Origin of the sequence: Proteiniphilum sp. X52, from assembly GCF_003712195.1 — a bacterium.
Taxonomy (GTDB): domain Bacteria; phylum Bacteroidota; class Bacteroidia; order Bacteroidales; family Dysgonomonadaceae; genus Proteiniphilum.
Genome location: NZ_RDSD01000005.1, coordinates 62,844 through 76,255, shown reverse-complemented (window position 1 = coordinate 76,255; position 13,412 = coordinate 62,844). Strand labels below are relative to the sequence as shown.

General features: G+C 45.0%; 12 protein-coding genes. 2 read left to right on the top strand and 10 right to left on the bottom strand.

Features of this window, described 5'->3' with window-relative positions; translation table 11 throughout:
• Nucleotides 1-53 precede the first annotated feature (53 nt).
• A complete protein-coding gene (locus D7D25_RS05925) occupies nt 54-2,189 on the top strand; it encodes a Tex family protein (protein ID WP_122968040.1) in 2,136 nt (711 codons plus the stop codon).
• 16 nt (nt 2,190-2,205) lie between these two features.
• Nucleotides 2,206-2,379, top strand: coding sequence for a hypothetical protein (locus tag D7D25_RS18240; RefSeq protein ID WP_221407961.1), 174 nt, complete (start codon nt 2,206-2,208; stop codon nt 2,377-2,379).
• A gap of 32 nt (nt 2,380-2,411) precedes the next feature.
• Here the strand turns inward: D7D25_RS18240 and D7D25_RS05920 are convergent, their stop codons facing one another.
• The 10 genes from D7D25_RS05920 to D7D25_RS05875 form a co-directional block, all read right to left on the bottom strand.
• Nucleotides 2,412-2,957, bottom strand: a complete 546-nt coding sequence (locus D7D25_RS05920) for a hypothetical protein (protein ID WP_122968039.1) — start codon at nt 2,955-2,957, stop codon at nt 2,412-2,414.
• 264 nt (nt 2,958-3,221) lie between these two features.
• Entirely contained in the window at nt 3,222-3,839 is a 618-nt protein-coding gene (locus tag D7D25_RS05915) for a ribonuclease HII (RefSeq protein ID WP_122968169.1), read from the bottom strand.
• 63 nt (nt 3,840-3,902) lie between these two features.
• Nucleotides 3,903-5,183: a metallophosphoesterase gene (locus tag D7D25_RS05910; RefSeq protein ID WP_122968038.1), complete on the bottom strand. Its 1,281-nt coding sequence runs from the start codon at nt 5,181-5,183 to the stop codon at nt 3,903-3,905.
• Nucleotides 5,155-6,561, bottom strand: a complete 1,407-nt coding sequence (gene dnaA / locus D7D25_RS05905) for a chromosomal replication initiator protein DnaA (RefSeq protein ID WP_122968037.1) — start codon at nt 6,559-6,561, stop codon at nt 5,155-5,157. The genes D7D25_RS05910 and dnaA overlap by 29 nt, the downstream gene beginning before the upstream one ends.
• 356 nt (nt 6,562-6,917) lie before the next feature.
• A complete protein-coding gene (locus D7D25_RS05900; protein ID WP_122968036.1) occupies nt 6,918-7,811 on the bottom strand; it encodes an MlaD family protein in 894 nt (297 codons plus the stop codon).
• A gap of 15 nt (nt 7,812-7,826) precedes the next feature.
• Entirely contained in the window at nt 7,827-8,924 is a 1,098-nt protein-coding gene (locus D7D25_RS05895) for an N-acetylmuramoyl-L-alanine amidase (RefSeq protein WP_122968035.1), read from the bottom strand.
• Between the two features lie 176 nt (nt 8,925-9,100).
• Complete coding sequence (locus D7D25_RS05890; protein WP_122968034.1) at nt 9,101-10,159, bottom strand: MlaD family protein; 1,059 nt, start codon at nt 10,157-10,159, stop codon at nt 9,101-9,103.
• 24 nt (nt 10,160-10,183) lie between these two features.
• The gene (locus D7D25_RS05885; protein WP_122968033.1) at nt 10,184-10,918 is read right to left on the bottom strand and encodes an ABC transporter ATP-binding protein; all 735 of its coding nucleotides are present in this window, start codon (nt 10,916-10,918) and stop codon (nt 10,184-10,186) included.
• 6 nt (nt 10,919-10,924) lie between these two features.
• The gene (locus D7D25_RS05880) at nt 10,925-11,737 is read right to left on the bottom strand and encodes an ABC transporter permease (RefSeq protein WP_122968032.1); all 813 of its coding nucleotides are present in this window, start codon (nt 11,735-11,737) and stop codon (nt 10,925-10,927) included.
• A gap of 331 nt (nt 11,738-12,068) precedes the next feature.
• Nucleotides 12,069-13,181 carry a TlpA disulfide reductase family protein gene (locus tag D7D25_RS05875; RefSeq protein ID WP_158602550.1) on the bottom strand — a complete coding sequence of 371 codons (1,113 nt, stop codon included), beginning with the start codon at nt 13,179-13,181 and terminating at the stop codon, nt 12,069-12,071.
• Nucleotides 13,182-13,412 lie beyond the last annotated feature (231 nt).

Genomic DNA, 13,412 nt, shown 5'->3' with positions numbered 1-13,412 from the left:
GTAAAGATAGAGAAATTTCTTGTATTTTTGTAGCGCATATAAATCGATTACAGATGTCAGTTATTCATACACTCATTTCCAAATCACTGAATATTCCTGTCAGAAATGTGGAGAACAGTATCAAACTGCTGGAAGAAGGTGCCACCATCCCTTTCATCAGCCGCTACCGCAAAGAGGTGACAGGAGGTTTGGATGAGGTGAAGATCGCCAATATCAAAGAGCTGAATGAAAAGTATACAGAACTCGAGAAACGAAAGGAATATGTACTCAAGTCGATTTCCGAGCAGGAGAAACTAACGCCCGAACTCGAAAAAAAGATCACTGATTGCTGGGACAGCGCGGAACTCGAAGATATCTACCTGCCCTATAAACCGAAACGGCAGACCCGCGCCGAGATTGCCCGCAAGAACGGGCTGGAACCCCTCGCGAAATGGCTGATGGCACAACACCCCGGTTCACCCGAAGCGAAAGCGGCACAGTATCTCAATGAGAAGGTAACCGATAGGGAAGCTGCCTTGAAAGGCGCGCGCGATATCATTGCCGAATGGGTGAACGAAGACGGGCATGCGCGTCAATTGCTGAGAAATATGTTTGCGCGTGAAGCGGTGATCACGTCAAAAGTGGTGAAGGGAAAAGAAGAGGAAGGAGAGAAATACCGGGATTATTTCGATTTTTCCGCACCCTTATCCCGCTGTCCTTCACACCGAATCTTGGCGATTCGCCGCGGTGAATCGGAAGGATTTCTGCGTGTGTCTATTTCTCCCGACGATGAGAAATGCCTCGACAGGCTGGTGCCTCGCTATGCGAAAAATGACACTGAAGCAGCCGATCAGGTGGAGGACGCGGTGACCGACAGTTACAAACGCCTGTTGAAACCTTCCATAGAGACGGAGTTTGCCAATCTTTCCAAGGCACAGGCCGATGAAGCGGCCATCGCCGTCTTCGCGGAAAACCTGCGCCAGTTACTTCTGTCTCCTCCCTTAGGGCAGAAACGTATCCTGGGTGTTGACCCCGGATACCGTACCGGCTGTAAGTTAGTCTGTTTGGATGAACAGGGAAATCTGCTGCATAACGAGACCATCTATCCGCATCCTCCACAGAACGAGTTCACCAAATCGGCAAGTAAAGTGGTGAAAATGGTTTCCACCTACCGGATCGATGCCATTGCCATAGGGAACGGCACCGCCAGCCGCGAAACGGAACGTTTTATAACCAACCTGCGTTACGAAAAAGAGGTGAAGGTATTCGTAGTAAGTGAAAGCGGCGCATCGGTCTATTCCGCTTCGAAGATAGCGCGTGAAGAGTTCCCCGAATATGATGTGACCGTAAGGGGTGCCGTCTCTATCGGGCGGCGGTTGAGTGACCCGCTGGCAGAGTTGGTGAAGATCGATCCCAAATCAATCGGGGTGGGCCAATACCAGCACGATGTAGATCAGACAAAGCTGAAAAGATCTCTCGACCAAACCGTGGAAAATTGTGTGAACCTCGTGGGAGTGAACCTCAATACGGCCAGCAAGCATCTCCTCACCTATGTGTCGGGGTTGGGTGATGTGCTGGCACAGAATATCGTGAATTGGCGCACGCAAAACGGGCCTTTCCGCTCGCGCAAGGAGCTGAAAAAAGTACCCCGCCTGGGAGAAAAAGCGTTTGAGCAATGCGCCGGATTCCTTCGCATTCCGGATGCGGAAAATCCGTTGGATAACTCCGCCGTGCATCCCGAAAGCTACACGATCGTGGAACAGATGGCCGGTGACCTGCAATGCACGGTGAAAGAATTAATCCGCAACAAACCGCTCATCGGAACCATAGATATCAACCGATATAAAACAGAAAAAGTTGGTGAAGAGACACTTACCGACATATTGCAGGAACTGGAGAAACCGGGGCGGGATCTGCGCGCCACGGTGCAGGTATTAGAGTTTGACCCCAATATCCGGGCCATTAACCACCTGAAAGAGGGAATGATACTAGCCGGTATCGTCACCAATATTACCCATTTCGGTTGTTTCGTGGATGTGGGTATTAAGGAGCACGGGCTGGTACATATCTCTGAACTGGCCGACCGTTTCGTCTCCAACCCCGCCGATGTGGTTTCCCTCCACCAGCATGTAAAAGTAAGGGTGTTGTCTGTGGATTTGGAGCGCAAGCGGATCCGGTTGAGCATGAAAAAAGTGGCGGCTGAAGGTTGAGCGGCGTGGAAAAGAGGTGAAAGGGAGTGAAAGAAGGCGAAAAGAAGGGAAGGGAGGAGAAAGGAGGAGAAGGGAAGTGCAAAGAAAGGAAGTGAAGGGAAGTGAAAAGAGGAGAAAAAGAGGCAAGAAGAAAAAAAATAAACCCCCAAAAAGTTCATTGTTCAACTTTCGGGGGTCAGATACGGCATAACACCGGAGGTTCTGCCTTCAGATCGTCAGATTTTATTTGAGATTTTTATACAACGATTTTGGGAAATAGATTTGGAAGCCTACGTTCAAAGACAATCCGTTGGAACTGCCATTTCCAAACGTCCCGTTATAAAGCAACAACGCTTCCACAGCTACATTATCGCTCAGGAAATAGGCATAACCGGGGCCAAAGTTCACATTAAAACCCAGATCAACACCTCTGGCGCCACCGACTCCTGCTCCGGCTTCTAAAAACCAACGGCCCTGCTTCAGCAGTGTGTCAAATTCGTCCGGCCCGAAATAATAACGGCCGAAAGCATTCACACTATACCCATAGGCATCTTCTCCGGGTTGTGCCGTATAGGTAAGGCCTACCTTGCCTCCAATGGCGACATTATCCTGGATAAAATATCCCACACGCGGGGTCAAAGTAATATTGAAAACATTTTCATCACCCAATCCCATACTCAAATCTGCGATGCCACCACCTACCAACGTACTCCCTTTTTGAAGTTGCGCGGTAGCCACCCCTACAGAACAGGCAAAAACCAATAAAGTACTAAACAAAAATTTTTTCATTTCTTGAAGTTTTAGTGATTCTACATAAATGTTATTTAATCTCTGAGACAATTCCATTCGGTCTCAATTTCTATATTACAACAACTACTTTTAATTTTTGTTTAAACTACTTTTTACAATTTACCTTCAAAAGGGGAGGATATGTAACGTTCCAGCAACAGGATTTTTGAATCATGGACAAGACTTTAGAATTTGACCACATAGATTTTAACCGCATAGATTGTTCATTCAAAATTTCAAATTTCAAGATTTTGTTTGGCCGATTTACTTAAAAACCAATGTCAACTGCTGCTCAGAGAGGCGAAAACTTTTCCGGTGATGGGGTGTAATTCCGTATCGGGCTATCGCCTCCCGGTGCGCCTTGGTGGGATATCCTTTATTACGGCACCACTCATACGCGGGATATTTTCCGTGGAGCTGTCGCATATATTCATCGCGGTATGTTTTTGCAAGAATCGATGCGGCGGCTATAGACCTGTATTTCATATCACCTTTTATCACGCAGCTATGGGGGATATTACCGAAGGGACGAAAACGGTTGCCGTCCACCAAAATATATTCAGGGGATGTCTGCAGCCGAGCCAATGCCCGATGCATCGCTTTTACGGAAGCCCACAGGATATTGATCTCGTCAATTTCTTCCGGGGAACAACTTTCCACGGCATAACACACCGCGTTTTCTTCGATGATCTTCCGCAATTCATCTCGTTCTTTTTCCGAAAGCTGTTTGGAATCATTCAATCCGTCACAATGAAAATCATCAGGCAAGATCACCGCGGCGGCAAAAACGGGGCCGGCCAGGCAACCACGCCCGGCTTCATCACATCCGGCCTCCAAACGACCCGGTTGCATACAAATCATCAATGGATCAAACTGTTTCATCCCATTTTCATTCACTGTCCTCCACCCCTTACGGGCACCAAACCAGCCGGGCACTTTTCCACTTTATTGAAGGGGTATCACCACCCGGTTGTCTTCCGGCGGGAAATCGAATAGGAACAATTCGGGATCGGCTTCACTTCCCATCTGCCCGGCAAAGAGGCGGATCGCTTCCTTCATCTCCGGATCCAACTTTTCATCACCCTTCATATGCATCAGGCCCAACTTCACAATCACATCTGTGAGGGCCTCGATAATCTCCTGAGGGATAGGAATAGCCAATTCTTCCAACCTGTTTTCGGCCACGCGCCGGGTTATAGCCTCCAGTTTATCACGATATATCGCTGCCAGGTCCGGATTACCCGGGAGAGAAGTCACAAAACGGGTATCGATAGAAAGGGCAGTATCGGTCAACTCCATCAGCCTGTAGGCAAAAGGATACTGTGCCAACGAAGCAGTCTCCACATCATAGATAACATTTCCGGCGGAAGAGGTATGCATGGTGATGTCATTGGCGTGAAAATGTCCTGTAAAAACTACTTTCAGGCCGGCATCGGCAAGAAGAGCGGCATTCTTTTCCCACCCATCAATCAGATACTGCGGAAAGAAGGCAGCCTGATAGGGTATATGCTCCACCAGGCCATGATGCATCATTCCCAACACCATTACCCCTTTATCTTTTGCCTGGTGGAGAATATCAATGGCCCAATCCATTGTTGCAGGAAGGAGACGACCAGCGGTAATAGATTTTGTGGTATGTTCTTCATAGCGGTTGGTGTCAAAACAGAGAAACCAAAGGGAATCGTTTATCCCGGCGAGATAACTGAGTGAGGCCTCATCCCTTTTCAATGCGTCCGAATAACCGAAGGGTGCGTATAGCTCTGTGAATTCCTCTTTTGAAATAGTTTCGGTGGGGGATGCCTTGTCACCCCGATAGGCTTTTGCGTCGGGGATATTGATATCATGATTGCCGGGAATTACCAGAACACGGGTTCCCCGGTTTTGTAACAAACGGAGTTTTTCTATAAAACCAAGATGGCTTTGCCTCTCGCCGTGATTGGTAATGTCACCCGTCACCAATAACAGGTCGGGTGACTCTTTGAGTAAATCGACCAATACCGTATCCAGCACAGCATGCAAATCGGCAATATTTCTACCGGTCGACCTCTCATATGCGGAGAGTGCTTCCCCCTCCGCGACCAGGCTTTTATCAAGAAAATGAATATCGGTTATTACGGCAACCTTTATCGTTGCGGCAATGCCGCACGATGCATAATATCCGGGAAAGAGGAGAAAAAGAATAAGAACAGCTCCTCTTTTATGAATTAAGCAAGTTTTCGATTTCATCGATATCGGATCGGAATCCTTTGTCTACTTCATAGAAATCCTTTACCGTATTGCAGGCATGAAGCACGGTTGCATGATTGCGGTTACCCACCTGGGCCCCGATCTGTGAAAGTGACAATTCTGTATGTTTCTTGATAAAATACATAGTCACCTGGCGTGCCTGCACTATTTCACGCTTGCGGGATGCGGAATGGATAAGCTCTTTTTTCACATGATAGAAGTCAGAGACTATATCCTGGATCTTCTGCACGGTAATACGTTTCTTTTCGAATTTAATACTTTGTTCTACCACCCGCCGTGCCAACGCCAGGTCAATCTCACGATTATTGATGATGGAATGCGCCATCAGGGAGACCACAATTCCTTCCAGGTCACGCACATTTTCAGTGACGTTCTCGGCAATAAATTCGATCACGTTTTCCGGGATGATGAGTCCATCGGCGAGGACTTTGTTCTGAAGGATCTTCTTTCGGAGTTCCTTGTCGGGACGCTCCAGCTTGGTAGTAAGCCCCCAGCGGAAACGGGTAAGCAACCGCTCTTCCACCCCCTGCATATCCATAGGCGGACAATCGGAAGTCATGATCAACTGCTTGTTATTCTGATGCAGGTGATTAAAAATGTGGAAAAAAGTGTTCTGCGTTTTCTCCAAACCCGCGAGCTCCTGGATATCATCGATCAAAAGCACATCAATACTCTGGTAAAAGTTGATGAAGTCATTGATCGTATTGAACCGGCGCGCATCGGTATATTGCACCTTAAAGAGATGGGCGGAAAGATAAAGCACCTTCTTATCGGGATAAAGGTCCTTCACCTTTGATCCGATGGCATGACAAAGGTGGGTCTTTCCCACGCCGGAATAACCATGCACAAACAGCGGATTGAACGCCGTCTTTGCCGGGTTCAAGGCGACCGCTTCGGCAGCTGTGCGAGCAAGGCGATTACTTTCGCCTTCAAAAAAATTGAGAAAGGTATATTTGGAATTGATCTGGGAATCGAACTCCGAAGTCTCCACCCTGTCAAAAGGGCTGGGCACTTTCGAAGACACCTTGCCGGCAGCATTCCTGTCAACTCCCCCCGCGTAAGACTTGGTCTCCCCCCGGAGTTCAACGGCTGTGTTATTTTCTGTCTCCACCAGTATACGATAATTGAGGATAGTCCCCTCTCCTATTTCACGGTAGAGTGTATGCTGGATAAGATCAAGGTATTTGTCTTCCAGATACTCATAAAAAAACTGGCTTGGAACCTGAACCGTAAACACATGATCCTGATACTTTAGCGGAATAATGGGTAAAAACCACGTATTGAAAGCCGGTTCGGGGATATTATCCCGGATGACATTCAAACAATTATTCCATAAAAGTCGGCAATCTTTATTCATTGGTAAAAATGATCTTTTTTTTTCGCAAACGGATTACAAATTTTCAAAAAAAAACCGAGATAAAAAAATAAACTTCAGGTGAGTATTTTTCTCATTCCAAAAAAACCCTATTTATCAACAAAATAGAACCAAGGTATTATATATCAGACAATTAAATAGTGAATCAATATTAAACAGGACTGATTGACAATAGGATATAAAAAGCCTGCAATTACTTTACGATTATCCAAAAAGGCACGATATTGCTGCTTAGCTTCGATCAAACCAAAGAGTTCACCTCCATTCCCGGACAAGGCATTATTTAGAATAATTCTATTTAAATTACCGGAAGGGTATCAATCCAAAACTTTCGTCCTCTAGAAAAGACGTAATCGTATGGTCAAATAACGATCCGGATTCTGCCGAATATCTTCTAACAATTTGGTTGCCGTATCAATTGTCACATTGAGGCTATCATGTAGTTTGGTATCGTTCAGCAGCAGCCCGAGAGAATTATCGTCACTATTGATTTTGGCTGTGAGTAGTTTCAGGTTGTTTACTGTCTCATCGATAGACGCGAACGTGCTCGCCATATCCATCCCGCTGAGTTCCTTGCTGACCTCTTTCAAATCTGAAGAAACAGCGGTGAGATTCCTGCTGATCTCGGGGAGTTCCCGTTCCAGGGGAGCAATCATCCTGTTGAGGCTTTGGCTTGAGTGATGGAGTTGCTCCACCGTACTGCCAATCCCTTTAATCGACTGTTCCCAGCCAGGATTGGCCGCGATTTTTTGTAGAGAATAGATCAATGAATCCACCCTTAGCAGAATGGAATCGGCCTTGGGCATCACAGTCGCCACACCGTCCATCAACCCGGCCTCTTTTCCGCCCGTAAGGGTATCTCCCTTTTGCAGATAGACATCGGATTTTGCCATTATGAGATTTACCGTAGAGGCCCCGAACAGGTCGAGACCATATTCGAGGTGGCTCCCTTTCGGGATCCGTATGTCCTCCGAGAGGTTAAGCCCCACGGAGAAACGCATCGGATCATCACTCACCATCTCGATCTTATTGATCAGCCCTATCTGATAACCTTTCACATAGATAGGTGATGAGATCAACAACTTCGACACGTCGTCAAACAGGGCATAATACTGATTCTGTTTTTTGAGAACATTCATCCCTTTCAGAAAATTGATCCCGAAATAAATCATGACAAGGCTGGCGATAAAAGCCAGTCCGATAAGAGCATTCCTGCTTAATTTGGTTCTCATATATTGAAAATCTGTTTATTTCACCCGTTCTCCGTTTTCGAACTCGATAATAAAAGCATCTTTGAAATTCTTCCGCACCTTGCGCAATAATTTCCGGCTTTCTTCAGGATCGGTTGTGCGCCCATATGTATATTTATAAGTCTTGCCATCGGTATAATAGTCGACAGGGGTTAACCCTTTGAACACCGAAGCACCGTTCTCATACTTCCTGGATGAAGTAAGAAACTGGACCCTGTATTCTTTTCCACCCACCGCCTGAGGCGGCAGGGGGCTTTCCTGGGACTGCGGATGCTGTGCTCCACCGTTAGTAAACACATAACTCTTCTTATCGTACTCCCGCTTATACTCTTTGAAGCCATTATAAATACTTGCTGCGAGCGAACTCTGGCCGCTCCCGCTCTGCAGGTATTTCTCTTCCTCCCTGTTACTGATATATCCCAACTCCACGAGCACACTTGGCATGGCCACCTGCCTCAAAACGAGAAATCCGGCCTGACGGACATTCCTGTTGATCCTCTTCGAATTGGTAACCAGCTGGTTCTGTACCATAGTGGCGAAATAAACACTCCGGTCGAGAAACTCATTGGCCATGAATTCAAAAATAATATAAGACTCCGGCTCATTCGGATTAAACCCCTCGTACTTGACTGAATAGTCCTCCTCGTACATAATCACCGAGTTCTCCGTCTTGGCAACATCCAGGTTGTCTTTGCTCCTGTGCAACCCCAACACGAAAGTCTCCACTCCCTGTGGAGATGTCCTCCTGCGGTCGAGAGCATTACAATGAAGCGATATAAACAGGTCGGCATGTGCCTTATTGGCAATCCCGGCTCTGCGATTCAGCTCCACAAACCGGTCCTCTTTTCGCGTATATACAACATTCACATCGGGATGATTATTCTCGATGAGCTTCCCCAGCTTCAGGGCTACCGAAAGTACAATATCCTTCTCTTTGGAACTCGATCCTACAGCTCCGGGGTCCTTACCCCCATGACCGGGGTCAATCACAACGGTAAATTTCCTGTTTTGAGCCGACAGCGGCTGCGCTGTAACAAACAGAGCCGGCATCAGAATCCAAAAAAGAAAAAAAAACTGCTTTCTATGTAATGCCATACGAATTGTTTTTTACAAAAGTAGATATAAATTTCGTATTGAAAACAGTTTCAGGGTATGGGCTAAGATGAATTTACCCAACTTTGAAAGAATTTAACATGAAACCGGCATGTTTAAAATAATCATTAAACACCCGAAGGGAATGAATATTTCCGTTAAGCCAAGGGTTCACCCATTCAATTTTCGCTTCTTTTTATTTCGGGATCGGCCGATTCCGTCATCGGCACTATGATGGTATCTCCCGGGTGAACTTCAAACTCTTTGGACTGCCTTTTCACGGGTACAGATTGGGGCGGTTTGTTGACATCTTTTTTCTTTTTCGAAAACAACCTGAAGATCCAACTGTCTGCTATGGTCTCGGCTGCTCTGGTAACCTCAAAAACACCCTTGTCCACCCTTGTGAGGGCCGTATCCACACTCAATCCCAATTCTTTGTCGTGAAGCAAGCGGGGTAAAACACCTTCTCCATAATTTATAGCATGCGCTGTCTGCTGCAACTCGCCAACAACTCCATCGGCTTTTACGGAGGTGGCATATAGGTTTTCCATGATGCCTGACAACTGGTCTGTAATGGCATCGTCGCTAATCAGCTTACCTAAATCTCCCTGTCCATTGCTTACTTTCCTCGTTATTTCGTTCACGTCGGACATCGAGCTATTCAACTTACGGGCGGCAATGCCCAACTGGGTAGTTAAATCATTGCCATTCAACAAACGGGCTATATCTCCGTCGCCTTCATTGATTTTATCAGTCACCGAATTAAGATTCGATACGGTTTGGGTGGCTTCCCTAAGCATCGTCTGGGCCTGGGCTATCATCCCCTGCACATCCAGTCCCTCGGCCACAGCCAGGAAGTCATTATCCTCAATTACCCCCGCTTCGGGAGTTCCGGAAGAGATCAGCACGATCTTTCCCCCCATCAAACCTTCCTGTCCGATCTGTACTTTGGAGTTCTTATAAATATACTTTGAATAATCTTCACGTATTGACATTGTCACCACAACAGAGGTATCGGATATAATGCGAATGTTTTTCACCGTACCCACATTGATGCCTGCAAACCTGACATTGTTTCCCTCCACCAGACCCCGTATATCTTTAAATGATGAAAACACATCCTTGGTAGGGCTGAACAAGTTTCCCTTGCTCCCTATTAAATATACGGCCACAACAAATAAAATCAATGCCGCTGCAACAAAAATACCTAAGCGCAAAGCTTTTTTTGTATTCTTCATAACTGTCTGTTATCTTTTTTATTACTATATAAAATAATCACGTATTTCTTTATCCGCACTCCTGCTTAGCTCATCATACGTACCCTCCACGACAAAAACCCCTTCTTGCATAATTCTGATTGTGTCGGTAGCAATTTTGGCGCATTTCATATCGTGGGTAATGATAATGGATGCAGTATTATACTCCTCCCTTATTTTGATGATAAGCTCACTGATCTCTCCTGATGTGACGGCATCCAAACCGGTGGTAGGCTCATCATATAGAATAATCTCAGGCTTTAATATCAGGGTTCTTGCCAAAGCTATTCTTTTTTTCATCCCACCCGATAATTCTGCGGGCATCTTGTCTATGGCATCCAACAACCCCACACTTCTCAAGGATTTTTCCACCAATTCGTCACTATCTTGTTTTTTATCTATAAATTGGGTTCTTCTTATCGGGAAAAGCAGGTTTTCCCTTACACTCATTGAATCATACAGCGCACCTCCTTGAAAAAGATAACCCACTTTTTTCCTTATCTCGTTCAGTTCAATAGTATCACAAGCCAGGACATCAGTTCCAAGGACCTTGATCTCACCCGCATCAGGCTCTATTAATCTCACTATACATTTTGTAAGTACCGATTTTCCCGTGCCCGATTTGCCGACAATACCCAAATTCTCACCCTTATGCAGCACCAGATCAATCCCCCGAAGGATACGCTTATCCCCGAAAGATTTACATAGCTCCTTTACCACAATTACCTCTTCCCTTTCCATACAAAATCAGAGAATATTGGTGATTAAAACAAAAATCAAGTCTATCACGAAAATAGTAAGGGAAGCCACTACCACCGCCGAATTGGCCGCGGTTCCCACCGACTCTGTTCCTATTCCCGCGTTATAACCTCTATAGCAACCTATCAGTCCGATAAAAAAACCAAAAAAGAGTGTTTTTATGGTAGCGGGGATCAGATCCCGGAAACCCAGCATGGCAAAAGCTCTGTCAATAAACAGGGTAGCGGAGGTGTCTTCGAAAACATTTACAGCAAGAAAGGCTCCCAAAAAACTGAATGCATCGGCAAAAATAACCAGGAGAGGAACAGTTACGGTTGTTGCCAACACACGGCTGGCAACCACAAAACCCAAAGGATTCGTTCCCGAAACTTCCATGGCGTCTATTTGTTCGGTTACTCTCATGGCTGCAATCTCGGCTCCAATACCGGAACTCATTTTCCCCGCACAAATAAGTCCTGTTATCACCGGGCCCAACTCACGCACCATTGCCACAGAAATAGCACTCGGCAATAAAGTTTGAGCGCCAAAATCCGCTAAAACCGGATTCATCTGCATGGTTAATACTAATCCCATTATAAAACCGGTCACACCCACCAGGGCGAAAGATTTATTCCCCAGCAGAAAGCCTTGTTTTATCAATTCCCTATGCTCAAAAGGCGGACGAAAAAATTGTTTTATTACGTTTATGGAAAAAATGACCAACTCTCCCAAATCAATAAAAATTCCATTATAAAAATTTCGGGTTTCCTCTTTTATATGGATTTTTTGTGAGGCTAATTGACGTACTTTGAGTTGTTTCATATGATTATTCTATTTTTTTATTTCGGTGTATGGAACTACTAAGCACTATTTCGATAAGCGAATAATGCAATAAAACTTGAAATAGTAAATTAAAATGCAAATATCTAACTTTAGTGGAACCATTGATATTTATAGCATATTAGAATTTCTAGAAGAACAATCATTAGAACAATAAAAAGAATACATTTGTTCCACGATGACTGCACATACATCAGCCCTTGGGTTAAACTTGAATTATAAATATAAAAAAAGCCTGCCTCAAATTAGTGAGACAGACTCTCTTCTCTGCCGGTTTCCAGCGAAGAGGCATATAGGGTTTATACCCGCTCTCTCAAGGCATCAACTCAGCCAATTTGGCATCCAGGGCTTTCCCACTCAGATTCTTTTCAATAATCTTGCCTTCTTTGTCAAGAAGTATAGTATGGGGTATTCCCTGTATAGCGTACAGATCCACTATCGGACTGTCCCAGTACTGCAGATCGGACATTTGCGGCCAGGTCATGTTCAAATCTTTGATTCCCTGTACCCAACGTGTATGTTCCTGATCAAGCGACACGCCTACCACCTCAAATCCTTTTGCTTTATATTTGTCATATGCCGCAACAACATTAGGCATCTCCTGACGACAAGGTCCGCACCAGGCAGCCCAAAAATCGACCAACACATAATTCCCTTTACCGGCATAATCGGAGAGAGAAACCTCATTCCCTTCAGTATCCTTCAAAGTAAAATCAACAAATTTCTTACCCACGGCCACATTCTCAAGATTTTCAAGTCTCTTTCTCACACGTTGAATCCTCTCTGTGGATTTGAATTCTTCGCCGGCAAGATCAAGGATCTCTTTTTGCTGTTCTGCCTCAAACATGGAAGAAGAGTTTTGAAAAACAAATTCGCCCAGTTTATTATCAATGTTATCCTTGATAAAATTGAAATTGAGATCGGTCAATTGCTTATTGATTTCTTCGTAAGATTGTTGCAATTGGGCATCCTGCTCTTCAGTCATTGTGCCTGCCGCATTTTGGCTGTTGTATTGTCCTATAATACTTCTGATATTTTGCACCAGCTCTCTTTGTTGCAACCTGAAATTGGTATAAGCATCATTTATTTTTGTGCCTTTTACCGTAACTACGGTATCGAAAGTCACTTCCAGTTTGCCCGGTTCCACCAATACCGGTATTCTGCGTTCTTGTTGCGGATCCACAGTCTCATCCAGTGCGATAAAACGAAGCACCGCGGTATCAGCCATTCCCGAGAAAGAGAAAGTCCCATTTTGGACAATAGCCGAATCGGTTGCCACCATCGCATTCTCGGTCATTTGCTGCAAATAAACGCTGGTTCCTTCATAAGCATCACCGGTTACGGTACCCTGGATTGTATATTTATTGTTATTTTGACACGAAAAAAGCGCGCTAACAGCAATAAAAAGATAAACTAGTTTTCTCATTTTCATTCTTTTTTATAATTAAATCACGACAAAGATATGTAAAAAGGTTTGATGAAAAGTGTTTTTTGCTTTTTTTTCAACCTGTTGCAATAAAAAGGTCTTTGCGAGCGTTCTAATCTTACCAAATAAGTTAGAAACTGTTTTGAATTTTTTCATCCATTGTCTTTTAACCATTTTTCGATGGATTTGGAATTTCATTTATTGCAATGTGGCGGGCTACTTGAAAGAAGT

Bases quoted from the DNA above. Each gene is read 5' to 3' on its own strand.
- D7D25_RS05925 (WP_122968040.1), top strand. From the start codon at position 54: ATGTCAGTTATTCATACACTCATTTCCAAATCACTGAATATTCCTGTC.
- D7D25_RS05920 (WP_122968039.1), bottom strand. From the start codon at position 2,957: ATGAAAAAATTTTTGTTTAGTACTTTATTGGTTTTTGCCTGTTCTGTA.
- D7D25_RS05915 (WP_122968169.1), bottom strand. From the start codon at position 3,839: ATGAAACAGTTTGATCCATTGATGATTTGTATGCAACCGGGTCGTTTG.
- D7D25_RS05910 (WP_122968038.1), bottom strand. From the start codon at position 5,183: ATGAAATCGAAAACTTGCTTAATTCATAAAAGAGGAGCTGTTCTTATT.
- dnaA (WP_122968037.1), bottom strand. From the start codon at position 6,561: ATGAATAAAGATTGCCGACTTTTATGGAATAATTGTTTGAATGTCATC.
- D7D25_RS05900 (WP_122968036.1), bottom strand. From the start codon at position 7,811: ATGAGAACCAAATTAAGCAGGAATGCTCTTATCGGACTGGCTTTTATC.
- D7D25_RS05895 (WP_122968035.1), bottom strand. From the start codon at position 8,924: ATGGCATTACATAGAAAGCAGTTTTTTTTTCTTTTTTGGATTCTGATG.
- D7D25_RS05890 (WP_122968034.1), bottom strand. From the start codon at position 10,159: ATGAAGAATACAAAAAAAGCTTTGCGCTTAGGTATTTTTGTTGCAGCG.
- D7D25_RS05885 (WP_122968033.1), bottom strand. From the start codon at position 10,918: ATGGAAAGGGAAGAGGTAATTGTGGTAAAGGAGCTATGTAAATCTTTC.
- D7D25_RS05880 (WP_122968032.1), bottom strand. From the start codon at position 11,737: ATGAAACAACTCAAAGTACGTCAATTAGCCTCACAAAAAATCCATATA.
- D7D25_RS05875 (WP_158602550.1), bottom strand. From the start codon at position 13,181: ATGAGAAAACTAGTTTATCTTTTTATTGCTGTTAGCGCGCTTTTTTCG.